Below are 25464 nucleotides of genomic sequence, written 5' to 3' on the forward strand. Positions count from 1 at the left end.
GCGGCAGTCCAAAAAACGGTTAGCGCTGCTTGCCGATGCGGTACAACGGCCGGATCAGCAAGCGATAGACAAAGCGGCTGTAGAGGAAATCGCTCAGCCGGGCAAGCGGGCCGGGGGCGAGCTTGCCCCGATCGCGCCGGTCCGCATCGATATCCGAGACAAGGTCGTCGCGACAGCTGACCACATACGGCACCACGCAATCGATGCGCAGCGTGTGCCGCGCCAGCAGCCAGTCCCAGCAATCAGCCACGGTCCATACCGGGCTCAGCGTCTGCAGCAGGGATTGCGCTGCGGCCCGGTTCAGCACATAGCCGTCGGTCCCTTGCGCCTCGACCGCGCGGCAGCGGCGGCGGCCGGCCGCCAGTGCGGCGGCACCCCACGCACTATAGCGCTTGGCACGCCGGTTCAGCAGCACCACCCGCGGCGTCGCGTCGGCCTTGAGTGCCGGCGCCAATGCCGCGAGCACCTCGGCAAAATCCGGCGACAGCTCGGCATCGTCCTCCAGCACGCAGATGGCCGGCAGATCCTGCTCCAGCATCCTGCGATAGAGCGCCAGATGGCTGAGCGAGCAGCCAAGCTCACCCGGGGTGAGCGTACGCCGCTCGCCGCGTTGCCGCGCCAGCGCCGGGTCGTACAGCCGGGCACGGTCCGCGTCGGCCAGCGCGCGGCCATCGACCGCGTCGGCAAAGTCGAAGGCGACCCCACGCTCGGCCAGGTGTTGCCGGATGTGGCGGCGGCGGTCTTCGCGCTGCGCCAGGCTGATGACGAATACCTGCATCGGAATGGTTCTGGTCAAGGCATCAAGGGAGCGAGCATCTCATCCAGGGCCGTGCTCACCTCGTCGATGGCGATTCCGGCGATGTCGCGGCCTGTCGGCCGCACCAGCCGGTACGGCACCTGCCAAGGATACCAGCGGGTGTACTTCTCGGGCCTGTTCTCGAACAAGGACACCACCGGCTTGCCCAACCCCACCGCCAGATGCAGTGCGCCACCGTCACTGCACAACACAACGTCGCAGCACGCCAGCGCACCGATCAGCACGGGCAACCCGGGCGTGGGCAGCGGCACCAGCGGCAGGCCGGCCAGCCCCTCGATCAGTTCGCGCGCCATCGCATCGTCTCCCGGGTGGCGCGGATCATCGACGGAGCCCGGCGCCCACAGCAGCACCAGCCCAAGCCGGGGATGGCGCGCACAGGCGGTGCGCAGCGCGCTGATGAACGCCTGCGGTGCCCAGCGTCGCGCCGGCTCACGCGCGCTGACATGCACGCCGAGCAGCACCCGGCCCGCCAGCGGTGCCAGCACCTGCTGCGCGGCCCGTCGCGCCTCGGCCTCGGCGTAGACGCGCAGCGGGCCGGGCGGGCCGGCCACGCCCAGCGGTTCAAGCAGCCGGAAGATGTCCTCGACCTCGTGCCGCGCCTCGCGGCGATGGTAGGGAATGCCGATATCAATGCCTGGCAGCCCGCCCTGCTCGGGTACGAAGCCGATCACCTGGCGCGCGCCGGCCAGCCGTGCGAACTTGATCGCCTGCCGGTGATAGCCGCCGCCCACCGGGATGGCGAAGTCAAAGCGCTGGCGCCGCAGCCGCCGGATCAGCTGCAGTGTCTGCCAGTACACCGCCAGCCGGCTGGTGCCGGCCGGCCGGTGCTTGGCCTTGGTGTAGACATGCACCGCGTCGAGGGCCGGGTTGCCCGCCAGCACCGGCGCGTTGTAGCTGTTGACCAGCGCGGCGAGGTGCGCGCGCGGATGGCGTTCGCGCAGCGCGTCGAACAGCGGCGTGGTGCACACCAGGTCGCCGATGTTGTCGCGGCGGATCAGCAGAATGCGCGGGGCGTCAGGAACGGGGAGCATGGGTTCCAGGGGCGTCGGTTGGGCGGCACAGCGCGAGCAGGATGCCGAAATAGCACCACAGCAACACTGCGGGACCGCCGGTGAGGAAATCGTCGGTGCTGTTCTTCATGAACACGATGGTCAGCAGGGCCAACCCGGCCGCGCCGGCACTGCGTGTCTGCGGCAGCGCAAGCGCGCGCCACATCTGTCGCAGCAGGGCGCCGGCCAGCCACAGGCTGACGAGCAATCCTGGCAGCCCAAGCTGCAGCGCCACATTGAGCAGCCAGTGATGGCTGTGCGCCAGCGAAGACGATGCCTGCATGTCGGCCACGGCCAGGCCCGGAATGCGGGCAGGCGGGATGTCGGCCCCCGGCGTATACCGGCCGAACCCCTTGCCCAGCGGCATATGCTGCCCGGCCTCGGCGATCCAGAAACGCCACGCCGCCGGACGCAGATCCTTGTGCACCGTGGCGGCGAGCGGATTCGCCCTGGCATCCTGGTAGAGCGCCGTCATGCGTTCGACGAAGGGGACATAGGCCAGCGCCATCAACACCACGATGCCTGCCGCCAGCGCCAGCAGCGTGCGTGCTTTGGGGGGGCGGTAGAGCAGGACGAACACGGCAATGCCGGCAATGACGGCAAGCCAGAACATCCGGTTGGTCGAGGCGAAGCCGATATACAGCGTCAGCGGCAGACACAGCCAGCCCAACCAGCCCAGCCGGCGCAACGGCCCGCCGCCCAGGGCCAGCAGCAGCCAGAACGGCAGCGTATAGACCGCCAGGTTGCTCGCCTCGCCCTGACCGGGGTAGTAGTAAGCCAGCCCGGGGCGGTCCCCATCGAGCAGCAGCAGCTGTTCGGCCGGAAACAGCGACAGGATGAACACCAGCAGCACCGAAGTGCCGACGGCCAGCAACAGCGCCGGCCGGGTACCGCGCGCCGACGCCAGCCGGTAGCTCGCCGCGCCGGCCACGAAGGGCATCAGGATGTCCTGCCACCAATGCTCGCCACTCAAGGCCGGTGCCACGCTCCACGAGAGCGACAGCAGCGCCAGGGCGCCCCATGCCAGCATCGGCCGCCATACCGGGATCGCGTCGGCCGGCGCCTGCCGTGCCTGCCAAGTGCGCCAGCAAAGCCAGAACAGCATCGCGGACACCACACCGATGCGCAGCCCCGGCACATGGCCCAGCGGCCCCAGCGCGAGCAGTGCCAGCGCCAGCCACAACAACGCCCCGTCGAGCGTGGACGAACGCAGCGTCATGAGCCGATCGCCTGCAGGATGGCCTGGCAACGCACGCCATAGTGGTGATGGGCCCGCACATGCGCAAGGCCCGCCTGCCCGATGCGCTCGGCCGCGGCCGGATCGCGGCGATAGCGGGCCAGCTGCTCGCGCAGCCCATCCTCGTCGCGCCAGACTGCAAGGTGCTCGCCCGGTTCGAAATAGTCGCCGATCTCATCGACCCAGTCGGTCAGCAGCAGGCGCCCGCACGCGGGCACCTCGAAGAGGCGCAGGTTGAGTGCGCCCCCCTGTCCCTGCCAGTTGTGGATGTTCAGGTTGACGAGGCTCTGGTTGTAGACGCGCGCGGTGGCCGGGCCGAACGCCGGGCGGTGCGGCACGATGGCCGTGCCGCGCGCCTTGTCCCAGCCAGGGCCGAAGGCGTGCACCGGCTCCCCCAGCCGCGCGAGGATCTGCTGCCGGTACGCGCCCTGGGTGCCGACAAAGCTGACCGGATAGCGCTGTGGCAACGCCAACGGCCGGAAATGGGTCAGATCCACCGCCGAAGGCAGGTGCAGCGCGGCCACCCCGCGTTCGGCGTAGCGCGCGACGCTGCCGCGATCATTGGTGAAATAGTGCTCGAAATGCGGTGCATTGCGGCACGAGCGCTCGAAATCGAGCGGATCGTCGATCCAGTAGCCGGCCGTACGGATGCCGGCACGGCGCAGCGTATGCAGCGTCTCGGGAAAGAGACGCAGTGGCTTGACGCTCAGGAACAGTGCCGGCCGGAACGCCTGTGCGCGCGCCAGCAGCAGCCGGTTGAACGCGGCGTCGTCCTGCTCACGCCAGCCGTCCGGCCGCCATGCACGCGGCAGCAGGCGGAAACGTGGCAAGCGCCAGTCAATGTCGACATACGCCACCTCGTGCCCAAGCGCGGTAAAGGCAGCGCCCAGGTCACGACCGTTCTTGCTGGTGCCGGTGGCAAGCGGGCAGCAGATCAGGATGCGCATGGCGCCTCCCCGGTCAGCAGCCGCACGGCGCTCTCGCACACCTGCGCCAGGCTGAGGCGCCGCATGCACTGGGCCGGATCGTCATGCAACGGGCAATCGGCCACGCCCCGCCCGCAACGCTGGATCCAGGCGCGCTCGCGCCGGAACAGCACGGTCTGGTCGCGGCAGGGAATGGGCGCCGACAGCGCGATGAACGGGCTGTCGCGCCAGAATTCGCCCGCGCCGCTGATCTGCGGCGAGCCGGGCCCGAACAACGCCACCGTCGGTGTCCCCACCAGTCGCGCCAGATGCGCCACCCCGGTGTCGGGACAGACCAGCAGCCGTGCGCCGGCCAGCAACGCCCAGAGCTGTGGCAGATCCAACTGTCCGGCAAGGCTGACGTGACGCTGCTGCGGATCGGCGGCGGCGACCAGCGCGGTCTCGTTCGGGCCGCCACTCCACACCGGGGCGACGCCGCGGGCGGCCAGCCAGTCCGCCAGCGCCAGCCAACGTTCGGCCGGCCACAGCTTGAGCGGGCTGGATGCGCCAAGGTGCAGCACCGCATAGGGCCCGTCGGGCTGGGCAAAGGGTGCATGCGGCGGTGCCGGCCACGCTGTCGGATCGTATGGCGCAGGCGCCGCGCCGTCGGCGAGCTGGGCAGCCATGTCGCCCCAGGCGCACGGGGAGTGCGGATAAGGCACGGCCTCGTCCACCGGCCAGTTCTTCCAGGCCGGGATGTCGTCGGTGTGGGCAACGATCCAGCGGCTGCCGGCGGCCAGCGCGAGCCAGGCGTGTCGGTTGTCGCCCGGCACGATCGCCAGGTCGAACGGCCCCTGCGCCAGCAAGGCGCGCACGCTGCGCGGATCGCGCGGGTCGAACGGCTGCGCGTCGACGCCATAGGGGCGGCCGGCATACAACGGCGCGACCGCCTTGGGACAGGCGAACACGATGTCGGCCGCCGGGTGCGAGCGGCGCAGCTTGGCCAGCAGCGGGGTCAGCATCAGTGTGTCGCCCAGCAGCAGGTGATGCGCGATCAGGATGCGGCGCGGCATCGCCGGGCGGCGGCGCCAGGGCTTGCCGACCAGACGCGGCACGGCGCGGCCGAAGATCGCCAGCCGCCCGGCAAGGCGGCTCATCCGCGCGGCTCCAGCGCGGCACGGAACACCGCTTCCATCGCATCGAGCATCCGCTCGCTGCCGAAGCGGGCCTGCGCGCGCGCCAGGCCGGCCGCACCATAGCGCTGGCGCAGCGGCGCATCGTGCATCAGCCGCGCCAGCGTGGTGCCAAGGGCAGCCACGTCGCGCGGCGCCAGCAGCACACCGGTCTCGCCGTCGACCACCGCTTCGTCGATCGCGCCCACCGTGGTCGATACCACCGGCAGCCCCGCCGCCATCGCCTGCATGATGCCCTGCGGTACGCCCTCGTTGCCGTACGAGGGCAGCACGAACAGATCGAACGCCGTCAGCCAGCGCTCCACGTCCTCGCGGTTGCCGACAAAATGCACCGCGTCCTGCAGGCCGAGCGCGGCCGCCTGTTGTTCCAGATTGGCGCGTTGCGGACCGTCGCCGACCACCACCAGCTGCCAGTCGCCGCGCTGCGCACCCAGGGCCGCCCAGGCGGCCAACAGGTCGGCGTGGCCTTTCCAGCTGCGCAGCGTGGCGACGATGCCCAGTGTCGGCCGCCCGGGCAGGCCGAGCGCGGCGCGTGCCGCACCCGCCTCGCCGGGGCGGTAGCGGGCAAGGTCGATGCCGGTGGGGATCGAGGTCATGTGCGCCAATGCGAAACCGTTGTCGCGATGCAGCTGCTGCCGCAGCCGCTCGCCGGTGGTGACGACGTGCCGTGTCGCCTGCAGGTACAGCCAGCGCGTACCAAGGCCGTTGTTGACCGCGGTGGAGACATGGCGGGTGCGCACCACCGGCGGCATGCCGCCCAGTGTGGCACCCGCTGCTGCCACCAGCCAGGCATCGGTCGAGCTGTGGGTGTTGATCACGTCGAACATGTGGCGATGCTCGGCCAGCCAACGGCGCAGCGCCAGCAGCGCGCCAGGGCGCTTGCGCCCGATCGGCAGCGCCACCGCCGGCACGCCATTCCCGCGCGCCACCCGGTCGATGTTGGAACCCGAGCAGGACAGCAGCGTGACCGCGTGGCCGCGCGCCAGCATGCCGGTCGATTCGGTCAGGATACGGATCTCCTGGCCGCCCCAGCCGCACGAGGATTCGGTATGCAGGATGCGTAAGGGCTTGGTCGTCATTGCAGGATCTGTCGATAGAGCGCGGCCAGTTCGTCGGCCATGCGTTCGAGGGTGTAGGGTTCGGCGGTGGCGCGGGCTGCGGCACGCAGCGCCGGCCAATCGTCGCGGTGCGCCAGCCACGCGCCCAGGTTGGCCTGATGACCTGCCACGTCCAACGCGTCGGCCACCCAGCCATTCGTGCCCGGGTGCAGCCACTCGGCGGCGCCGCACTGTGGGCTGGTGAAGAGCGGCAGACCGCAGGCGAGCGCCTCGATGCACACATTGGGAAAGGGATCGTACAGCGTGGGCAGGATCAGCGCATCGGCGGCGCCGTAGAGCGGCTTCACATCCGCAAGCGCGCCCAGGAAGCGCACCCGCTCGGCCACCCCGAGCCGCTCGGCCTCACGCCGGTAGCGCAGCGCATGCTTGTCCGCCCCGGCCAGCGCCAGATACACACCCGGATGGGCCGCGATCGCCGCCAGTGCCACTGCCACGCCTTTGCGCGCAAAGCCCGAGCCCACATAGGCCAGCAGCGGCGCCTGCTGCGGAATCGCGTGGTCGCTGCGCCAACCGGTGCGTTGCGCCGCGAGGTCGGGATGGAACACGCTGGTATCGATGCCGTTGTAGATCAACGCCAGCTTGTGCTGCGGCACGCCGAAGCGCGTGGCGATGTCGTCGCGCACCATTGCCGAGTTGCAGATCACCGTGCGCAATGCCGGATGCGCGAACATCTCGGCCTCGGCCCGGCACAGATAGCGATGGTACGGGCTCAACCGGGGCCGCAGCCGGCCGGCCAGGCCGCCGCTCTTCGCCCATTGCGCGAGCCAGGTGGCATGCACGCCGTCGCCGGCGCGGAAGATGGCAGCGCCAGGGATGCGCTCGTGGCTTTGCACCAGGTCGAATCCGGCGAAGCGCCGCCGTGCCGCGTATGCAAAACCCGCATCGCGTGCCAGCCGGCCCAGATAGGGCGGATCGACCGTCTCGCAACGCCAGCCCTGCGCGCCCTGCCGCCAGGCACGGGCCAGCAGCGTCACTTCAAGTGCGCGCTGCTGCGCCAGCGCGTCGAGCGCCCGGCTGACAAAGCGTTCAGCGCCACCGTGCGGGTTGTACTTCTGGCGCACGATGGCCAGCCGGATCGCGCTCACTGTCGCGGCTCCGCCAGCAGCGCGTCGAGCGCCGCCAGCACCCGCTCGGGCGTGATCGCGGTCAGGCAGTCGCTCACCTTGCCGCCGCCGCAGCCATCCTGCCCGCAGGGGCGGCAGGACACCGGCTCGGTGACGATGCGGTGGGGTACCTGCCACGGCGCCCATTCGATGTCGCCCGACGGGCCGAACAGTGCCACCGTCGGCGTGCCGACCGCCGCAGCCAGATGCATCGGTACCGAATCGACGCCGATGAAGGCCTGCGCTCCGGCGATCAGCGCACCCAGTTCCTTGAGCGACAACTGCCCGGCAAGGTCAGCCGCCACCGGCCGCGCCAGCCGGGCGTTCAAGTCGCCGATCCAGGCCAGCTCGGCCGGCGCGGGCGCGGCGGACAACACCACCGTCTGGCCGCGTGTGGTCAGCGCATCGATCAGCGCGGCCATGCGCGCCACTGGCCAGGTCTTGAACAGCCAGCGCGAAGTGGGATGGATCAGCAGGTAGGGCGCCTGCACCCCGGCGGTGGCGAGGAGGCCGGCCACGCGTTGCTCGGCTGCCTCGCCGGCGGCAAAGCGCAGCGGGCGGGTTGCTTCGGTGGGTTGGATGCCGATGCGCCGCAGGGCATCCAGGTGGATCTCGACGGTGTGGCGCCGGTTGCCGCCGACCACGGGATAGAGCGTGTCGAACGAGCGTCGCCACCAGCGGTCGGCCACCCTCCCGCCCTTGCCCGGTGCCGGCGCCACCGCCAGCCGCGGCCGCAACAGGCGCGCCAGCCGGGCACCATGCCAGTGGTCGGTCAGATGCACGATCAGATCGTAGTCGCGTGCCTTCAGGGTGCGATACAACCCCCAGTAGCGCCGCAGCTGTGCCAGCGGTCCCAGCCGCCGCCAGTCGCGGCCGATGGTATGCACCTGCGCCACATGCGGATGCAGCGTCAGCATCTCGCGGGTGTCGTGATAGAGCAGCGCGTCGACTTCGATGCCCGGATGCGCGGCGGCCAGCGTGCTGAACACCGGTCCGGTGAGCAGCACATCGCCGTGGTGACGCAACTTGATGACGAGCGCGCGGCGCAACGGCACGGCGGATTCAGCCACCGTGATAGTCCTTGAACCAGGCCACGAAGCGTGCCAACCCCTCACCCAGCCCCACGCGTGGCAGCGGGCCGATCAGGGCCTCCAGCGCCGAGGTGTCGGCATAGGTGGCCTCGACATCGCCCGCCTGCATCGGCAGGTAGCGCTTGTCCGCCACGCGGCCCAGCTGCTGTTCCAGGAGCGCGATGAATTCGGAAAGCGGGGCCGGGTTGCTGCCACCGATGTTCAGGATGCGGTACGGCGCCCAGCTGGTGCCGTTCCTCGGTGCCATCACATCAAACGCCGGATCGGCCGCCGCCGGCTTATCCAGGAGCCCGACGATGCCGGCGACGATGTCGTCGATGTAGGTGAAGTCGCGCTGCATGTTGCCGTGGTTGTACACGTCGATGGCCTCGCCGGCGACGATCTTCTGCGCGAACTTGTAGTAGGCCATGTCCGGCCGGCCCCATGGCCCGTACACGGTGAAGAAGCGCAGCCCGGTCACCGGCAGGCCGTAGAGGTGGGCATAGCTGTGCGCCATCGCCTCGTTGGCCTTCTTGGTGGCGGCATAGAAGCTGACCGGATGCTCGGTGCTGTCCGATTCGCGGAACGGCAGGCGACGGTTGCCGCCGTAGACGCTGGACGAGCTGGCGAAGATCAGGTGGGCGAGTCCACCGTGGCGGCAGCCCTCCAACACGTGGGTGAAGCCGGCCAGGTTGGCGGCGCTGTAGGCCAACGGCGCGTCGATCGAGTAGCGCACCCCGGCCTGCGCCGCCAGGTGCACCACCGTGTCGTAACCGCCATCGCGGATCAGGTCGACGGTGCGGGGCTCGGCGACGTCCAGCCTCTCGAAGCTGAAGCCGGGCCGTGGCGTCAGCCGCGCCAGCCGTGCCTGCTTCAGCGCCGGGTCGTAGTAGCTGTTGAGGCTGTCGATGCCGTGCACCTGGTGTCCGAGCGCGAGCAGCCGCTCGGAAAGATGCATACCGATGAAACCGGCGGCACCGGTGACCAGGATCTTCATAACGCGCTCGGGCCCGCGGCCGTCGATGGGAATGCGCGATTATATCAGGGCCCCTCGTACCCGATGGACGGAGTAGGCGCCGTCGACAAAACCCGGCGCAGCGTGCCTGGCAACAGGCGTGGCATGTCGCGGACGGCGATGCATCGGACCTGCTTCGGTCGCGCGCACGGCGGGGTACGGCCAGGGTGCGCCACGCGGGCGGGCGGGCGTTGCCGGCGGCTTTAAAAGCGCAAAAACCCGGGCGACGGCGCTATGCTTGCACCCCTTGCCTCCTTTGCTGGCGCACTTCGATGAGTTCTCCCTCGCTGGGCGTGGCCCTGATCACCAAGAACGCGGCACGGCGCCTGTCCGAGTGCCTGACGGCGTTGTCGTTCGCCGACCGGATCGTGGTGCTCGACTCGGGCAGCGACGACGACACCGTGGCCATTGCCCGCGCCCATGGCGCCCAGGTGGCGGAATCAGCCGACTGGCCGGGCTTTGGCATCCAGAAGAACCGCGCCGTGGCATTGCTCGATACCGACTGGGTGCTGCTGATCGACGCCGACGAGGTGGTGACGCCCGAACTTGCCACGGCGATCCGCACCGCGCTGGCCGCGCCGGCGTACGAGGTCTATGCGATCAATCGGCTGTCGTCGTTCTGCGGTCACTGGATGCGCCATTCGGGCTGGTTCCCCGACTGGATCCCCCGCCTGTTCCGCCACGGCACCGCGCGCTTCTCGGACGATCTGGTGCACGAGCGGTTGCTGTTCGAAGGCCACGCCGGCCGGCTCGATGGCCTGCTGCTGCACCATTCGTACGAGGACCACGCCGACGTGCTGCGCAAGCTCGATGCCTACTCCAGCGCCGGCGCCCGGCAGCGTTTCGCGCGCGGCGAGCGCGGCGGTCTGGGCAAGGCTGTCCTGCGCGGCGCCTGGGCCTTCGTGCGCACCTATATCGTCAAGCGCGGCTTCCTCGACGGCGCCGCCGGCTTCCAGGTGGCGCTATTCAACGCGGAGACGGTGTATTACCGGTTCTTGAAACTGGGGGCGTTGGAACGGAATGGGTGAGGGGTGAGGGGTGAGGTGCAACGTCAAAGGCAACGGCGCGGCTTCTGACGTTGCCTTTGCACCTCACCCCTCACCCGCGAGGCGCCACGCTTCGCGTCACCCCTCGCTGAACTGCACCGCATGCATCTGGGCATAGACGCCGCCCTGGGCCAGCAGCTCGGCGTGGCGGCCGCTTTCGATCACCCGTCCCTGGCGCAGCACCAGGATGCGGTCGGCGTTTTCGATGGTGGAGAGCCGGTGCGCGATCACCACGGTGGTACGCGACTTCATCAGGTTTTCCAGCGCGGCCTGCACCTTGCGCTCGGATTCGGTGTCGAGCGCGCTGGTGGCCTCGTCCAGGATCAGCAGCGGCGCATCCTTGTAGATCGCACGGGCAATCGCCAACCGTTGCCGCTGCCCGCCGGACAGGCGCGTGCCGTTCTCGCCCAGCGGCGTCTCGAAGCCCTGGGGCAGCGCTTCGATGAATTCCAGCGCGTAGGCCGCCTCGGCGGCGGCACGCACGCGCTCCGGGTCCGGTTGCGGATCGCCGTAGGCGATGTTGGCCGTGACACTGTCGTTGAACAGCACCACGTCCTGGCTCACCAGCGCCACCTGCCGGCGCAGGTCGGCCAGCCGGTAGTCGGCCAGCGGCACGCCGTCGAGCAGGATGCGGCCATGCGCCACGTCGTAGAAGCGCGGCAGCAGGTTGGCCAGCGTGGTCTTGCCGCTGCCCGAGCTGCCGACCAGCGCCACCGTCTCGCCCGGGGCGATCTGCAGCGAGACCGCGTCAAGGGCGTTGCGCTCGGCCGTTTCGTAGCGGAACGACACCCGCTCCAGCGTCAGCTCGCCGCGCGCGCGCGCCAGCGGACGCGTGCCCTGGTCCGGCTCCACCTCGGCATCGAGCACGCCGAACACCGACTCGGCGGCGGCCAGCCCCTTGTGCAGCTGCTCGTTGAGCTTGGTCAGGCTCTTGATCGGCTGCTGCATCAGCATCATGGCCGAGATGAACGACACGAACGCGCCGGCGGTGAGCGCACCATCCTGCGCGCGCAGGCTGGCAAAGTAGATGATGCCGGCCAGCGTGATGCCGATCACCAGCATGATCAGGCTGGAGTTGAGGCTGGACGTGGCGGTCTGCTTGACGTTGACGAGGCGCAGCTGGTTGTTGATCTTCGCGAAGCGCCGCTGCTCGTATGCCTGCCCGGCGAAGATCTTGACCACGCGCTGCCCCGAGAACGCCTCGCTCAGCATGCTGGTCATCTGCCCCATGCTGCCCTGCGATTCGCGCGCGAGGCGGCGCTGGCGCTTGCCGACGATACGGATGCTTGCCACCACGACGGGAATCAGCACCAGGCACAGCAGCGTCAGCCGCCAGTCGTGGTACAGCATCACACCGAGGAAGAACACCACCGAGAGCGAGTCGCGCACCAGCGTGGTCAGCACCTGCACGCCGGCGAGCATGATCTGGTTGACGTCGTAGGTGATGCGCGAGAGCAGCACGCCGGCCGAGGTCTGGTCGAAGAACCGCACCGGCATATGGATGGCGCGCTGGAACATCAGGTCCCGCAGATCGCACACCACCCGGGTGGTGATCCAGTTGCCGGTGTACTCGTTGCCGAAGTTGGACAGCATGCGCAGCACCGCGAGTCCGACGATCTGCGCCGGGATCACCCAGGCCGCCCCGGCGGCCAGCGTGTCGGGATTCAGGTTCTTGTCGATCAGCGGCTTGAGCAGCATCGACAGCCCCGCATCGACCGCCGCCGCCGCGATCAGGCACAACATGTTGAAGGCGATCATCGGCCAGTACGGCTTGACGTGCCCGAGCACGCGGAAATAGAGCTGGCGACTGGTCATGGGTGTATGGCTTGTGAAAAACGCGATTATAGCGACCGTGGCCGGACAACCCGTGGCCGGCTCATCCCAGATCGCCCCAGCGTGCCTGCAGCAGCGCCAGCGTCACCGCCGCCGCGGTCTCGGTGCGCAGCACGCGCGGGCCGAGGCACAGCGGCATGAAGCCGGCTGCCCGTGCCGCGTCCTCCTCCTCGCGCGACAGGCCGCCCTCGGGGCCGATCAGCACCGTGGCGGCACCTGCCTCGTGCGGGAGTGCATCAAGCGACACCGCGCCGCGCGGCGACAGCAACAGCCTGAGCCCGGCTTGCGGCGGCGCGGCCAGCACCTTGGCCAGATCGGCCACCGGCGCGATCTGCGGCACGCGGGTGCGACCGCTCTGCTCGCAGGCGGCCACTGCCACCCCTTGCCAATGTGCATGGCGCTTCTGCGCACGCTCGCCGCCCAACCGGCCCTGGCTATAGGCGCTGTTGACCGGCACGATGGCGGCAACGCCCAGTTCGGTGGCCTTCTGGATCGCATAGTCCATGCGCTCGGCAGCGGCCACCGCCTGGATCAGCGTCAGCTGCAGCGGTGATTCGCGCTCGGCCGGATCGAACGTGCCGATCTGGACCTCGACGCTGCGCTTGCCCATCTGCGTCACCGTCGCCGCATATTCGCCGCCGCGCCCGTCGAACACCGTCAACGTATCGCCCGGCTGCAGCCGCAACACCTGCGCATGTCGCGCGGCCGCCTCAGGCAGCGCCAGCCGGGCACCGGGAACGGGCGCGGCGTCCGGCGCCAGAAAGAGCCGCGGCATGCTCAGGATTCCGCGAGGCGCTGCACGATCAGACCGAGGACGCCGATCACCCCGAGCGACAGGGCAAAGGTCAGCGTCCAGCGGATCAATCGCAGCCAATAGCGGTCACGGGTACGCAGGTATTTGAACCCCGCCCAGCCCACCAGCAGCACGACGAGGATCAAGAGGAGACGGATCACGGCAAACATGGCCGGATGATGGCTGATCGGCCACGGTCTGCCAACCTGTGTTGCGCCAAACCCCGGATCTTGAATGTACAGAGGGGACAGAGGACACAGCGCAAAGTGGGGGGAACCCCAGGCCGGGTTTGTACCGGCCGGCACCACCGGCTGCGTATGCAACCGCCGATCCGGCCACGGCCCATCTCCCATGCAGCTCACGCCGCAACCGTCCGCGCCCCCCGTGTTCCTGGCGTTGTGGGTCGGACGGGGGTTCTAGATGCTCAACGGCGGCAGGTCATGGAAGCTGCTCGGCACCGTTTCGCGCTGTTCGAAGGTGGCGAACTCGTAGTTGGCCTCGTCGGCCAGCAGCGTGCGCAACAGCTTGTTGTTGAGCGCATGGCCGCTCTTGTAGCCGGAGAACGCGGCGATCAGCGGATGGCCGAGGATGTAGAGGTCGCCGATGGCGTCGAGCACCTTGTGCCGCACGAACTCGTCCTCGAAGCGCAGGCCGCCGTCGTTGAGCACGCGGTACTCGTCGATGACGATGGCGTTGTCCATGCTGCCCCCGCGCGCGAGGCCGTTCATCCGCATGTATTCGAACTCATGGATGAAGCCGAAGGTGCGCGCGCGCGCGATCTCGCTGATGTAGTTGGTCCGGGCGAAATCGATGCTGACGGTCTGGGCGGATTTCTTGAACGCCGGGTGCTGGAAATCGATGGTCAGCGCCACCTTGTAGCCGTCGTGCGGCTCCAGACGCACCCACTTGTCGCCTTCGGTCACCTCGACGGGCCGCAGCACCCGCACGAACTTCTTCGGCGCCGGCTGCTCGACGATGCCGGCCGACTGGACCAGGAAGATGAACGGCGCGGCCGAGCCATCCATGATGGGCATTTCCTGCGCGTCGACCTCGACCTCGACATTGTCAAGGCCAAGGCCGGCGAAGGCGGACATCAGGTGTTCGATGGTGCCCACCCGCACCTCGTCCTGCACCAGCGTCGAGGAGAGACGGGTGTCGTTGACGAGGGTGGGCCCGACCCTGAACGGCGCCGATCCGGGCAAATCGATCCGCCGGAACACGATGCCGTGATCGATGGGGGCAGGCTTGAGCACCAGGGTGACGCGGTCACCCGAATGCAGCCCGACCCCGACCGCGCGCACCGTGGATTTCAGGGTACGTTGTTGAAACATGGACACTTTCCCAAACAGAAACCGACAACGATTCTAGCAGCCCCGGGTCGTGGGCTGGATTGATCGTCGCAATGTTCCCGATCGGTTGAACCTATTCAGGCGCCTGCCACGAAACTGGTTTCCTCGATGGATGGGCCGAGCCATGCCAAGCCCCCGGCCAAGCCGGGCGTACACCGTCATTGCTTGCCGGTACCGGCACCCCTTTGTTCCATCCCACTCCCCCGCCCTCGCCACCGCGAGGGGGCCTCGCTGTGCTCGGGGTTGTGCGATTCCTGTCCGTGGCGTGCAACCAGCCCATTCGCAGCCTGTACCGCCTTAGTCTGCCTGACGCCGCAGGAAGGCGGGGATATCCATGTCGATGTTGTTCAACGCCGGCCGCGCATTGCTGGCCGCACCTTCACCACCGCGCCGCGAACGCCAGATCGCCGGCGTATCGTAGTCCTCGGCGTTGAAGCCGTCGGTACCGGTCTTGCGGCTTTCGCTCTGGATCACCGACAGCGACGGCTTGGCGTTCTCCTTGGCACCCAGACCGGTGGCGATCAGCGTGATGCGCAGCGCGTCGCCCAGCGATTCGTCGTACACCACGCCGTGCTTGATCTGCGCGTCGTCGGCCACGTGCTGGTTGATGATCTCCAGCGCCTGGCGGATCTCGCTCTTCTTCAGGGTGGCGCGGCTGGCCGAGAAATTGACCAGCACACCACGCGCACCCTTGAAGCTGATGTTGTCGAGCAGCGGGCAGCGGATTGCCTCCTCGGTGGCCTCCACCGCGCGCGATGCGCCGCTGGCAATCGCCGAACCCATCATCGCCATGCCCATCTCGCGCATCACGGTCTTCACATCGGCGAAGTCGACGTTGATGAGGCCCGGATAGTGGATGATCTCGACGATGGAACCCACGGCATTGCGCAGCACGTCGTCGGCGGCGCGGAACGCTTCGTCCACCGTCACGTCCTCGCCCAGCACCTCCTCCAGCTTTTCGTTGGAGACCACGATCAGCGAGTCGACATAGCGCGCCAGCTCGTCGATGCCGGCCTGCGCCACCTTCTGACGCGCACCTTCATCGAGGCCGGGCTTGGTCACCACGCCCACCGTGAGGATGCCCTTCTCGCGTGCCACCTGGGCGATCACCGGTGCCGCGCCCGTGCCGGTGCCACCGCCCATGCCGGCAGTGATGAACAGCAGGTCCGAGCCCTCGATCAGCTCGCCCAGGCGCTCGCGATCCTCCTCGGCGGCCTGGCGGCCGATGTCCGGATTGCAGCCGGCACCGAACCCGCGCGTCAGCTCGGCACCCAGTTGCACCACGTTCTCGGCGCGCGACAGCTTGAGCACCTGCGCATCGGTGTTGGCGGAGATGAAATCCACCCCCTGCATCCGATGCTCGATCATGTTGTTGATCGCGTTGCAACCGGCGCCACCGACGCCGATCACCTTGATATTGACGAGGTGGGCGACCTCTTGGACTTCAATGGTAAGTGCCATGATATTTCTCCTCTTGACCCGATTACTGACTTACTGACCCGAAACTCGAAAATGCCTGTGCAATCGCCAGACGCTTAAAAATTGTTCTGGAACCACGACTTCATGCGCCCCAACAACTCGCCGAACGAGCCATCCCTGGCCCGGCCGGCGGGATTCTTCTGATACTGTTCGCGGGCGAGCAGCAACAGCCCGACCGCGGTGGAATAGCGCGAGTTCTTGACCACCTCGGCCAGCCCGCCCACGTACTTGGGCGTACCGAGACGCACCGGCATGTGGAAGATCTCCTCGCCAAGCTCGACCATGCCCGGCATCAGCGCCGCACCGCCGGTGATGACGATGCCGGACGAGAGCCGGTCCTCGAAACCGGCACGGCGCAGCTCCGCCTGCACCAGGCCGTACAGTTCCTCGACACGCGGCTCGATCACCTCGGCCAGCGTGTGGCGGCTCATCTGACGCGAACCGCGCTCGCCCACTCCAGGCACTTCGATCATCGCCTGGGGGTCGGTCATGTGCCGCAGCGCCACACCGTGCTGCAGCTTGATGGATTCGGCCTCGGCGGTCGGCGTGCGCAATGCCATGGCAATGTCGTTGGTGACCTGGTCGCCTGCGATCGGGATCACCGCGGTATGACGGATCGCACCGTCGATGAACACCGCCAGGTCGGTCGTGCCGCCACCGATGTCCACGAGGCACACGCCCAGGTCCTTCTCGTCCTCGGTGAGCACGGCATAGGCCGAGGCCAGCGGCTGCAGCACCACCTCCATGATCTCCAGCCCGCAGCGGCGCACGCACTTGGTGATGTTCTGCACGGCGCTGACGGCGCCCGAGACGATATGCACCCGCACTTCCAGTCGCACGCCGGACATGCCCAGCGGCTCCTTCACGTCCTCCTGGCCGTCGATCACGTATTCCTGCGCCAGGATGTGCAGCACCTGGTGATCGGTCGGGATGTTGACCGCGCTGGCGGTCTCGATCACCCGCGTCATGTCGGCCTGGGTGACTTCCTTGTCCTTGATCGCGACCATGCCGTGCGAGTTGAGCCCCTTGATGTGGCTGCCGGCAATGCCGGTGAACACCTCGCGGATCTTGCAGTCGGCCATCAGCTCGGCCTCGCCCAGTGCGCTCTGGATGGCGGCGACGGTCTTCTCGATGTCGACCACCACGCCGCGCTTGAGCCCGCGGCTGGCGGCCGAACCAAGCCCGACCACGTTGAGCTTGCCGTCGTCCTGGATCTCGGCCACCACGGCGACCACCTTGGAGGTGCCGATATCGAGCCCGACGATGAGGTTCTTGCTGTCTCTAGTCACTGACGGACCTCTTTCCCTTGGTTAGCTGCACGGCGCCGTTCCAGCGCCCGTTGCCATGCGATTGATTGCTTCATGCCGGTGCCCCTCGCGGCGCGGCGCCTGCCGGAGCCGGGCGCGGCGCCGCCTGCGGCCGCGGTTTGGCCGGTTCGGCCGGGGTGTAGCCGGGCAGGCGCACCGCGAAGCCGTTGGGGTAGCGCAGATCGACGTACTGGTACGGGTGCGTCTTGGCGATCAGCGCCAGCGAATTGGGGTAGGCGGTCACGAAGCGCGCCACGCGCGGCAGCGCGTCATCGCGGCCGATCTCGATGACGCTGCCGTCGTTGAGCTCCATGCGCCAGGCGCGCCGTGCCGACAGCCAGACATGCTCGGGTGCTTTGCCGATGGGCTTGAGGGTGCGCGCCAGCGCGCGGTAGCCTTCGACCATCTGCTGCTCGGCCCCCGCCGGGCCTTCCAGCACCGGCAGCGCGTCATTGGACGCGGCGTCGAAGCGCTCGCCGTAGCTGTTGAGCAGCGCCACGCTGCCCCAGCGCGCGATCGCCACGTGTTCTTCGATATTGACCTCCAACCGGTCCGGCCAGCGCCGGCGCACGCTGACCTTGCGCACCCAGGGCAGCTTCTCGAACGCCGCCCGCGTCTTGTCCAGATTGAGCGTAAAGAACGTGCCCTTGAGCTCGTTCCTGATCACGTACTGCAGCTGCTCGCGGGTCACCCGGTCCAGCTCGCCGTCGACCTTGATGCGCTTGACCGGGAACAGCGGCGAGTTCACCGCCAGGAACACCAGCGAATAGAACAGCAGCAGGGCCGCGAGGCCGGTGAGCAGGTTGGCGAACCACAGCAGCAGTTGCGGCTTATCCCACACGTTTGCCGCCCTCCTGTACTACTGCGCCAACTCCAGCCGGCGTCGTGCGCTGCTCGCGATCCTCACGTACAGCACGTACGTTCCGGTCGCTGCGCTGCTGGCTCCTTGTCTGGAGCCGGCTCGCTACGCACATGAGGGGACAAACGGCCTGGCGAAACATGACCCTTATTCCTGCTCCAATGTTGTATCCAGAATCTTCAGCACCAGCTGTTCGTAGCTGATGCCGGCTTCGCGGGCGCACATCGGGAACAGGCTGTGGCTGGTCATGCCCGGCGCGGTATTCGGTTCCAGCAGGTAGATGCCGCCGGCCTCGTCGGCCAGGAAGTCGATGCGCGCCCAGCCTGTCGCACCCAGTACGCGGTAGGCCACCTCCGCCAGTTGGCGCGCCTGCGTCTCGGCGTCGCCGGTCAGCCCGGGGCAGGTGTAGACGGTGTCGTCGCGGAAATACTTGGCCTCGTAGTCGTAGAACTCGGTGGCAGGCTCGATCTTCACGGTGGCCAGTGCCTTGCCGTCGAGTACCGCGCAGCTGTATTCGCCCCCGGTGATGGCCTGTTCGGCCAGCACCAGCGGGTCGTACCTGGCCGCAAGCTCATAGGCGGCGCGCACCTCGGCGCCGGTGCGGCACCGGGTGACGCCCACGCTGGAGCCGCCGTTGGATGGCTTGACGAACACCGGTGAGCCGAGCCTCGGGATCACCGAATCGAAATCGCTCTTCTCATCCAGCAGCAGGTAGGCCGGCACCGGCAGGCCCACCGCCTGCCACATCAGCTTGGTGCGCCACTTGTCCATGCCGATCGCCGATGCCATCACGCCGCAACCGGTGTACGGCACGCCCAGGTATTCCAGCGCGCCCTGGATGGTGCCGTCCTCGCCCTCGCCGCCGTGCAGGATCAGGAAGGCCCGGTCGCACCCGTCGTCGATCAGCCCGGTGAGCGGGCGCTCGGACGGATCGAAGGCATAGGCGTCGACACCCTGGCTGCGCAGCGCCTGGAGCACGCCCTCGCCGCTCATCAACGACACTTCGCGCTCGCTGGAGCGCCCGCCCATCACCACCGCGACCTTGCCGTATCTGCGCTGCATGTCCATCTCACGCCCCCGCCGTCAGTTTTGCAGGGATGCCGCCGATCGAGCCGGCACCCATGGTGATGACCACATCGCCGTCGCGCGCAGCGGCACGCACCGCCGCGGGCAGGTCGGCGATCTGCTCGACGAACACCGGCTCGACCCTGCCGGCCACGCGCACCGCGCGCGCCAGACTGCGGCCATCGGCGGCAACGATGGGCGCCTCACCGGCGGCGTAGACCTCGGCCAGCAGCAAGGCATCGACGGTGTTGAGCACCTTGACGAAATCCTCGAAGCAGTCGCGGGTGCGGGTGTAGCGGTGCGGCTGGAACGCCAGCAGCAGCCGTCGCCCCGGGAATGCGCCGCGCGCGGCGGCCAATGTGGCCGCCATCTCGACCGGGTGGTGGCCGTAGTCGTCGACCAGCGTGAAGTGCCCGCCCTCCGGCAGCGCCACCTCGCCGTAGCGCTGGAAGCGCCGGCCCACGCCCTGGAATTCGGCCAGCCCGCGCTGGATCGCCGCCTCCGAGGCACCGACCTCCAGCGCCACGCCGATGGCGGCCAGTGCGTTGAGCACGTTGTGGCGGCCGGGCATGTTGAGGGTGATCGGGATGCGGCGGGTCTCGCCGTTCTCCCACACCGCGTCGAACTTCATCTGGCCGCCGGCCTCCACGATGCGCTCGGCGCGCAGCATCGCGTCGCCGGTGGTGCCGTAGGTGGTCACAGGGCTGGTGAGCCGCGGCAGGATCTCGCGCACCACCGGGTCGTCCACGCACAGCACCGCCCGGCCGTAGAACGGCAGGTGATCGAGGAAATCGACGAACGCCTTCTTGAGGTTGTCGAAATCGTGACCGTAGGTGTCCATATGGTCGGCGTCGATATTGGTGACCACCGACAGCACCGGCGTGAGCAGCAGGAACGAGGCGTCGCTCTCGTCGGCCTCGGCCACCAGGAATTCGCCGCTGCCCAGACGTGCGTTGGAACCGGCAGCGTGCAGCTTGCCGCCGATGACGAAGGTCGGATCGAGCCCGGCTGCCTCCAGGATGGACGCGGTCAGGCTGGTGGTGGTGGTCTTGCCGTGCGTGCCGGCGATGGCGATGCCCTGCTTCAGGCGCATCAGCTCGGCCAGCATCATCGCGCGCGGGATCACTGGGATCTTGCGCGCGCGCGCCTCGACCACTTCGGGGTTGTCGTCCTTCACCGCGCTGGAGATCACCACCACGTCGGCGTTCTCGATGCACCCGCCGGCATGGCCCTGGCGCACCACGGCCCCGGCGGCGGCCAGGCGCTGCGTGGTGGCGTTGCTGCTCAGATCCGACCCGGAGACCTCGAAGCCCAGATTGAGCAGCACCTCGGCGATGCCGCTCATCCCGACCCCGCCGATCCCGACGAAATGAATGCGTTTGACTTTGTGTTTCATCATGTCTCTGTTCCTCAACCGGCCAGCTCGGCGACCGCGTCGACCACCGCACGGGTGGCTTCGGGACGCGCTACCGAACGCGCGGCCTGCGCCATCTGCAGCAGCGTGCTCCGGTCCAGCCCTGCCAGCAGCGCGGCAAGCTTTCCGGGCGTGAGTTCCTGCTGTTGCAGCAGCAAGGCGCCGCCCGCCTCGGCGATGAAACGGGCGTTGTGAAGCTGCTGCTGGTCCTTGTGATACGGGTAGGGCACCAGCACGCTGGGCGCGCCGGCGGCGGCAAGCTCGGCCACGGTGATGGCGCCGGCACGGCAGATCACCAGATCGGCTTCGCCGTAGGCGATGGCCATGTCGTCGATGAAAGCGCGGCAATCAGCAGCGACGCCGGCCGCGGCATAGTTGGCCTGCAGGGCTTCGATCTGTCGTGCGCCGGCCTGATGCAGTACCTGCGGCCGCTCCGCGGGGGGCAGCAGCGCCAGGGCCTGCGGGACCACATCGTTGAGCGCCTGCGCGCCCAGGCTGCCGCCGACGACCAGCAGCCGCAGCCGCCCATCGCGCCCGGCATAGCGCTGTGCGGGATCGGGCAATGCGGCGATCTCGGCGCGCACCGGGTTGCCGGTCCACTGCACCGGTCTGGGGTAGGCCGCGCCGAACGCACCGGGAAAACCCGCCAGCACGCGCAGCGCGAACCGGCCCAGCCAGCGGTTGGCCAGCCCGGCCACCGCGTCGGCAGTGTGGATCACCAGCGGCAGGCGCAGTGCGATGGCGAGCATGGCGCCGGGGAACGACACATAGCCGCCCAGGCCGACCACCACATCGGGTCGGCGGCGCAGCACGACGGCCAGCGCCTGGGCCACCGCACGGGCGATGGTGAACGGTGCGCAGGCCAGCGCCAGCCTGCCGCGGCCGCGCACACTGGCAAAGCGGATGGCCTCGAATGCGACGCCGTGCTGCGGCACCAGCCGCGCCTCCATGCCGTCGCGCGTACCGAGCCAGAACACCTCGAAGCCCTGCTGTTGCAGCGCCTGGGCGATCGCAAGCCCGGGGAAGATATGCCCGCCGGTGCCGCCCGTGGTGATCATCACGCAGCGCTTCATGGCTTGAACCCCCGCAGCGCCTGGCGGTTTTCGTAGTCCACCCGCAGCAGCACCCCAAGCGCCACCAGATTGGCCAGGATGCCCGAACCGCCGAACGACAGCAGCGGCAGCGTGAGGCCCTTGGTGGGCAGCAGGCCCATGTTGACGCCGATGTTGATCACGCTTTGCACACCGAACCAGATGGCGATGCCCTGGGCGATCAGCGCCTGGTAGGCCCGGTCGAGCTTGGCGGCCTGCACGCCGATCATGAAGGCACGGAAGACCAGGAAGGCGAACAGGCCGATGATCACCGCCACGCCGGCGAAGCCCAGTTCCTCGGCGATGATGGCCATCAGGAAATCGGTATGCGCCTCAGGCAGGTAGGACAGCTTCTCGACACTGGCGCCCAACCCCACCCCGGTCCACTCGCCACGCCCGAATGCGATCAGCGAATGCGACAGTTGGTAGCCCTTGCCGTACGGGTCCTGCCACGGATTCAGGAAACCCAGCACCCGCTGCATTCGGTAGGGCGAGGACACGACGAGCGCGATAAAACCGACCGCCAGCAAGGCGATCAGGCCGGCGAACAGGCGCCAGTCGAAGCCGCCGAGGAACAACAGGCCGACGGCGATGGCGGTGATCACCGCGAAGGCGCCGAAGTCGGGCTCCAGCAGCAGCAGCCCACCGACCACCAGCATCACCGCCAGCATCGGCAACAGACCCTTGGTGACGCTGGCCACCACGTCGCCGCCCATGAAGGCGGCCTTGCGCACGGTGTAGTCGGCCGCGTACAGCACCACGATGAACTTCATCAGCTCGGAAGGCTGCAGGTTGACGACGTAGAGTGACAGCCAGCGTCGGCTGCCATTGACCTCGCGCCCGACTCCCGGGATCAGCACCAGCACCAGCAGCGCGACGCCGACGATGAACAGCAAGGGCGCGTACTGCTGCCAGGTCTTGGTCGGGATGTTGAAGGCGACGAAGCCCGCCGCCAGCCCCACGGTCAGGAACAGCGCGTGGCGCACGAGGAAGTAGCCGGAGCGGTAGCCGGTATCCTGGTCCACCTCGGCCATGGCGATCGACGCCGAATACACCATCACCAGGCCGCAGGCGAGCAGCATCAGCACGCACCACAGCAACGCCACGTCATACGGGCTCATGCTGGGGCGGGCGCGCTTAAGGGCCTGGTAGAAGATCTGCTTCATGGGGACGGTTGCCCCAGCGCGCGTACCGCATCGATGAACACTTCGGCGCGGTGATGGTAGTTGCGGAACATATCCAGGCTGGCGCAGGCCGGGCTGAGCAGCACCACGTCGCCCGGTCGCGCCAACCGCGCGGCCTCGGCCACCGCGGCTTCGAGCGTGGGCAGCCGCAGCACCGGCAGCGTCTCCTGTGCCGGCTCCGACTGCACGCCGTCCAGCGCCTGGGCCAACGCCGGTGCGTCGCGGCCGATCAGCAGCACCGCGCGGCAGATGCGCGCGCAGGCAGACCTGAGCGGAGCGAAATCCTGGCCCTTGCCGTCGCCGCCGGCGATCAGCACCACCGGCCGGGCCATGCCTTTGAGCGCGGCCTCGGTCGCGCCGACGTTGGTGCCCTTGGAGTCGTCGTAATAGGTCACCCCTGCCACGTCCGCCACGAACTCGACGCGATGCGGCAACCCCTTGAATGCCGCCAGTGCCGCCAGGAGCGGTTCAAAGGGCAGGCCGATCGCGCGGCACAATGCGATGGCCGACAACGCGTTGACCGCGTTGTGCAGCCCCGCCAGCGGCAAGACGCCGGCCGGCATCAGGCTGCGCTCGCCCAGCCGCAGCGTCGTTTCGCCATCCTGCGTCACCAGGCCGTATTCGTCGGCGCGGCGCGGCGCATCCTGGCCGAACCACACCACCTTGCGCCCGGGGCGCACCATGCCGCGGCAATGGCTATCCTCGCGGTTGAGCACCATGGTGCCCTGCCCCTGGAAGATGCGGGCCTTGGCGGCGGCGTATTCGGGCATGCCGGGATAGCGGTCCAGATGGTCCTCGGTGACGTTGAGCACCGTGGCGGCATCGGGCACCAGGCTGAAGGTGGTTTCGAGCTGGAAGCTGGACAGTTCCAACACGTATACGTCGGCGTCTGGCGTTTCGGTCAGCGCGTCGAGCACCGGCAGCCCGATGTTGCCGGCGACCACGGTCTTGAGGCCGGCCGCCTCGCACATCCGGCCCACCATGCTGGTGACGGTGGACTTGCCGTTGGACCCGGTGATGGCGATCACGCGCGCGCCGCTGCCCGCGAGCACACGCGCGAACAGTTCCACGTCGCCCGCCACGGGCACGCCGCGGCGCACGGTGTCGGCAAGCGCCGGCGTGGCGAGCGGCACGCCGGGGCTGACCACCAGCAGGTCGGCGTCGGCGAAGGTCTGCACCGTGAACGGCCCCAGCCGCAGTTGTGCCTGCGGCACTGCGGTACGCAGCGCATCCAGGTTGGGCGGCGCGGCGCGGCTGTCGGCCACGGTGATCCGCGCGCCGCGCCCCGCGAGCCAGCGCGCAGCCGACAGGCCCGTCTCGCCCAGGCCCACCACCACCACATGCCGGCCGTTCAACGCCAGCGATCCTGTGGAACTAGACGCCACGGTGACCTCGCGGATCGATCGTCTTCACCAAACCCATTCCTCCAAGAAAACGCACGTACGCGCCTCAGCGCAGTTTCAACGTGGCCAGGCCGGCCAGTACCAGCAGCATGGTGATGATCCAGAAGCGCACCACCACCTGGGTCTCCTTCCAGCCCTTCAATTCGTAGTGATGGTGCAGCGGTGCCATCCGGAATACGCGCTTGCCGGTCATCTTGAAGCTGGCGACCTGGATCATCACCGACAGCGCTTCGACCACGAACACGCCGCCCATGATGAACAGCACGATTTCCTGGCGGACCACCACCGCCACGGTGCCAAGGCCCGCGCCCAGCGCGAGCGCGCCCACGTCGCCCATGAACACTTCGGCCGGGTAGGCGTTGAACCACAGGAAACCCAATCCGGCACCGGCCATCGCCGCGCAGAAGATCACCAGCTCCCCGGCGCCCGGCACATGCGGCACCCCCAGGTAGCGCGAGAACACGGCATTGCCGGCCACGTAGGCAAACACACAGAACGCGCCGGAGACGAACACGGTGGGCATGATGGCCAGGCCGTCGAGGCCATCGGTCAGGTTGACGGCATTGCTAGTGCCGACGATCACGCAGTAGGTCAGCACGCAAAAGCCGACCGCGCCGAACGGATAGAGGATTTCCTTGTAGAACGGCACGATGAAGCCGGTCTGCGACGGCAGCTGGCCCACATTCACCAGAAAGAGGCCCGCACCGATCGCGATCAGCGATTGCCAGAACATCTTGGCGCGCGCCGACAGCCCCTTGGGGTTCCTGAGCGCCACCTTCTTGTAATCGTCGACGAAGCCGATGATGCCGGTGGCCAGCGTGACCACCAGCGTGAGCCAGACATATTTGTTGCCCAGATCGCCCCACAGCAGCGTGGTCAGTGCGATCGCCAGCAGGATCAGCGTGCCACCCATGGTCGGGGTGCCCGCCTTGACCAGGTGGGTCTGCGGACCGTCGTTGCGCACCGCCTGCCCCACCTTGAGCGCAGTGAGCTTCTGGATCACCCAGGGGCCCAGCAGCCATGAAATGCCGAGCGCGGTCATGGTGGCCAGCACCGCCCGCAGCGTCAGGTAGCTGAACACGTTGAACGCGCGGACCGATTCACCCAGCCATTCGAAAAGCCATAGCAGCATCG

Annotated in this window: 23 protein-coding genes; 1 reads left to right on the forward strand and 22 read right to left on the reverse strand. The window is 68.4% G+C overall.

What is annotated here, in order from left to right; genetic code table 11:
• Window positions 1–19: 19 nt before the first annotated feature.
• The 9 genes from N8I74_RS00695 to N8I74_RS00735 are packed head-to-tail and all read right to left on the reverse strand — an operon-like array spanning window position 20 to window position 9489.
• Window positions 20–778 (reverse strand): glycosyltransferase family 25 protein, encoded by a 759-nt coding sequence (locus N8I74_RS00695; RefSeq protein WP_263124979.1) that lies wholly within the window; start codon window positions 776–778, stop codon window positions 20–22.
• Window positions 779–792: 14 nt separating this feature from the next.
• Window positions 793–1848 (reverse strand): glycosyltransferase family 9 protein, encoded by a 1056-nt coding sequence (locus tag N8I74_RS00700; protein ID WP_263124980.1) that lies wholly within the window; start codon window positions 1846–1848, stop codon window positions 793–795.
• Window positions 1832–3085: an O-antigen ligase family protein gene (locus tag N8I74_RS00705; protein ID WP_263124981.1), complete on the reverse strand. Its 1254-nt coding sequence runs from the start codon at window positions 3083–3085 to the stop codon at window positions 1832–1834. Before N8I74_RS00705 ends, N8I74_RS00700 begins: the two co-directional genes overlap by 17 nt.
• Window positions 3082–4050: a CgeB family protein gene (locus N8I74_RS00710; RefSeq protein WP_263124982.1), complete on the reverse strand. Its 969-nt coding sequence runs from the start codon at window positions 4048–4050 to the stop codon at window positions 3082–3084. Before N8I74_RS00710 ends, N8I74_RS00705 begins: the two co-directional genes overlap by 4 nt.
• A complete protein-coding gene (locus N8I74_RS00715; protein ID WP_263124983.1) occupies window positions 4038–5165 on the reverse strand; it encodes a glycosyltransferase family 9 protein in 1128 nt (375 codons plus the stop codon). The genes N8I74_RS00710 and N8I74_RS00715 overlap by 13 nt, the downstream gene beginning before the upstream one ends.
• Window positions 5162–6280, reverse strand: a complete 1119-nt coding sequence (locus tag N8I74_RS00720; RefSeq protein WP_263124984.1) for a glycosyltransferase family 4 protein — start codon at window positions 6278–6280, stop codon at window positions 5162–5164. The genes N8I74_RS00715 and N8I74_RS00720 overlap by 4 nt, the downstream gene beginning before the upstream one ends.
• On the reverse strand, window positions 6277–7404 hold the full coding sequence (locus tag N8I74_RS00725) for a glycosyltransferase family 4 protein (protein ID WP_263124985.1): 1128 nt from the start codon (window positions 7402–7404) through the stop codon (window positions 6277–6279). Before N8I74_RS00725 ends, N8I74_RS00720 begins: the two co-directional genes overlap by 4 nt.
• Complete coding sequence (gene rfaQ / locus N8I74_RS00730; RefSeq protein ID WP_263124986.1) at window positions 7401–8492, reverse strand: putative lipopolysaccharide heptosyltransferase III; 1092 nt, start codon at window positions 8490–8492, stop codon at window positions 7401–7403. Before rfaQ ends, N8I74_RS00725 begins: the two co-directional genes overlap by 4 nt.
• On the reverse strand, window positions 8485–9489 hold the full coding sequence (locus N8I74_RS00735) for an NAD-dependent epimerase/dehydratase family protein (RefSeq protein WP_263124988.1): 1005 nt from the start codon (window positions 9487–9489) through the stop codon (window positions 8485–8487). Before N8I74_RS00735 ends, rfaQ begins: the two co-directional genes overlap by 8 nt.
• 290 nt (window positions 9490–9779) lie before the next feature.
• Between N8I74_RS00735 and N8I74_RS00740 the strand changes: the two genes are divergently transcribed.
• On the forward strand, window positions 9780–10535 hold the full coding sequence (locus N8I74_RS00740; protein ID WP_263124989.1) for a glycosyltransferase family 2 protein: 756 nt from the start codon (window positions 9780–9782) through the stop codon (window positions 10533–10535).
• A gap of 96 nt (window positions 10536–10631) precedes the next feature.
• On the opposite strand, the gene msbA is transcribed toward N8I74_RS00740, so the two are convergent.
• The 13 genes from msbA to mraY all read right to left on the reverse strand — a co-directional run bounded on the left by msbA (window position 10632) and on the right by mraY (window position 25462).
• The gene (gene msbA, locus N8I74_RS00745; RefSeq protein ID WP_263124990.1) at window positions 10632–12368 is read right to left on the reverse strand and encodes a lipid A export permease/ATP-binding protein MsbA; all 1737 of its coding nucleotides are present in this window, start codon (window positions 12366–12368) and stop codon (window positions 10632–10634) included.
• A gap of 61 nt (window positions 12369–12429) precedes the next feature.
• The gene (locus tag N8I74_RS00750) at window positions 12430–13161 is read right to left on the reverse strand and encodes a 16S rRNA (uracil(1498)-N(3))-methyltransferase (protein ID WP_263124991.1); all 732 of its coding nucleotides are present in this window, start codon (window positions 13159–13161) and stop codon (window positions 12430–12432) included.
• Between the two features lie 2 nt (window positions 13162–13163).
• Entirely contained in the window at window positions 13164–13349 is a 186-nt protein-coding gene (locus tag N8I74_RS00755) for a hypothetical protein (protein WP_263124992.1), read from the reverse strand.
• A gap of 246 nt (window positions 13350–13595) precedes the next feature.
• Window positions 13596–14510 carry a UDP-3-O-acyl-N-acetylglucosamine deacetylase gene (lpxC, locus tag N8I74_RS00760; protein ID WP_263124993.1) on the reverse strand — a complete coding sequence of 305 codons (915 nt, stop codon included), beginning with the start codon at window positions 14508–14510 and terminating at the stop codon, window positions 13596–13598.
• Window positions 14511–14825: 315 nt separating this feature from the next.
• Window positions 14826–15989: a cell division protein FtsZ gene (gene ftsZ / locus N8I74_RS00765; RefSeq protein WP_263124994.1), complete on the reverse strand. Its 1164-nt coding sequence runs from the start codon at window positions 15987–15989 to the stop codon at window positions 14826–14828.
• 74 nt (window positions 15990–16063) lie between these two features.
• The gene (ftsA, locus tag N8I74_RS00770; RefSeq protein WP_263124995.1) at window positions 16064–17296 is read right to left on the reverse strand and encodes a cell division protein FtsA; all 1233 of its coding nucleotides are present in this window, start codon (window positions 17294–17296) and stop codon (window positions 16064–16066) included.
• A 70-nt stretch (window positions 17297–17366) separates the two neighbouring features.
• On the reverse strand, window positions 17367–18155 hold the full coding sequence (locus tag N8I74_RS00775; RefSeq protein ID WP_263124996.1) for a cell division protein FtsQ/DivIB: 789 nt from the start codon (window positions 18153–18155) through the stop codon (window positions 17367–17369).
• A 165-nt stretch (window positions 18156–18320) separates the two neighbouring features.
• Entirely contained in the window at window positions 18321–19241 is a 921-nt protein-coding gene (locus N8I74_RS00780; RefSeq protein ID WP_263124997.1) for a D-alanine--D-alanine ligase, read from the reverse strand.
• Window position 19242: 1 nt separating this feature from the next.
• Window positions 19243–20637 carry a UDP-N-acetylmuramate--L-alanine ligase gene (murC, locus tag N8I74_RS00785; RefSeq protein WP_263124999.1) on the reverse strand — a complete coding sequence of 465 codons (1395 nt, stop codon included), beginning with the start codon at window positions 20635–20637 and terminating at the stop codon, window positions 19243–19245.
• Between the two features lie 11 nt (window positions 20638–20648).
• Window positions 20649–21710: an undecaprenyldiphospho-muramoylpentapeptide beta-N-acetylglucosaminyltransferase gene (gene murG, locus N8I74_RS00790; protein ID WP_263126697.1), complete on the reverse strand. Its 1062-nt coding sequence runs from the start codon at window positions 21708–21710 to the stop codon at window positions 20649–20651.
• A gap of 11 nt (window positions 21711–21721) precedes the next feature.
• Complete coding sequence (gene ftsW / locus N8I74_RS00795; RefSeq protein WP_263125000.1) at window positions 21722–22909, reverse strand: putative lipid II flippase FtsW; 1188 nt, start codon at window positions 22907–22909, stop codon at window positions 21722–21724.
• Window positions 22906–24312 (reverse strand): UDP-N-acetylmuramoyl-L-alanine--D-glutamate ligase, encoded by a 1407-nt coding sequence (murD, locus tag N8I74_RS00800; protein WP_263125002.1) that lies wholly within the window; start codon window positions 24310–24312, stop codon window positions 22906–22908. The genes ftsW and murD overlap by 4 nt, the downstream gene beginning before the upstream one ends.
• Before the next feature lie 64 nt (window positions 24313–24376).
• The gene (gene mraY / locus N8I74_RS00805) at window positions 24377–25462 is read right to left on the reverse strand and encodes a phospho-N-acetylmuramoyl-pentapeptide-transferase (protein WP_263125003.1); all 1086 of its coding nucleotides are present in this window, start codon (window positions 25460–25462) and stop codon (window positions 24377–24379) included.
• Between the last annotated feature and the right edge of the window lie 2 nt (window positions 25463–25464).

The organism is Chitiniphilus purpureus, from assembly GCF_025642115.1.
GTDB classification, from domain to species: domain Bacteria; phylum Pseudomonadota; class Gammaproteobacteria; order Burkholderiales; family Chitinibacteraceae; genus Chitiniphilus; species Chitiniphilus purpureus.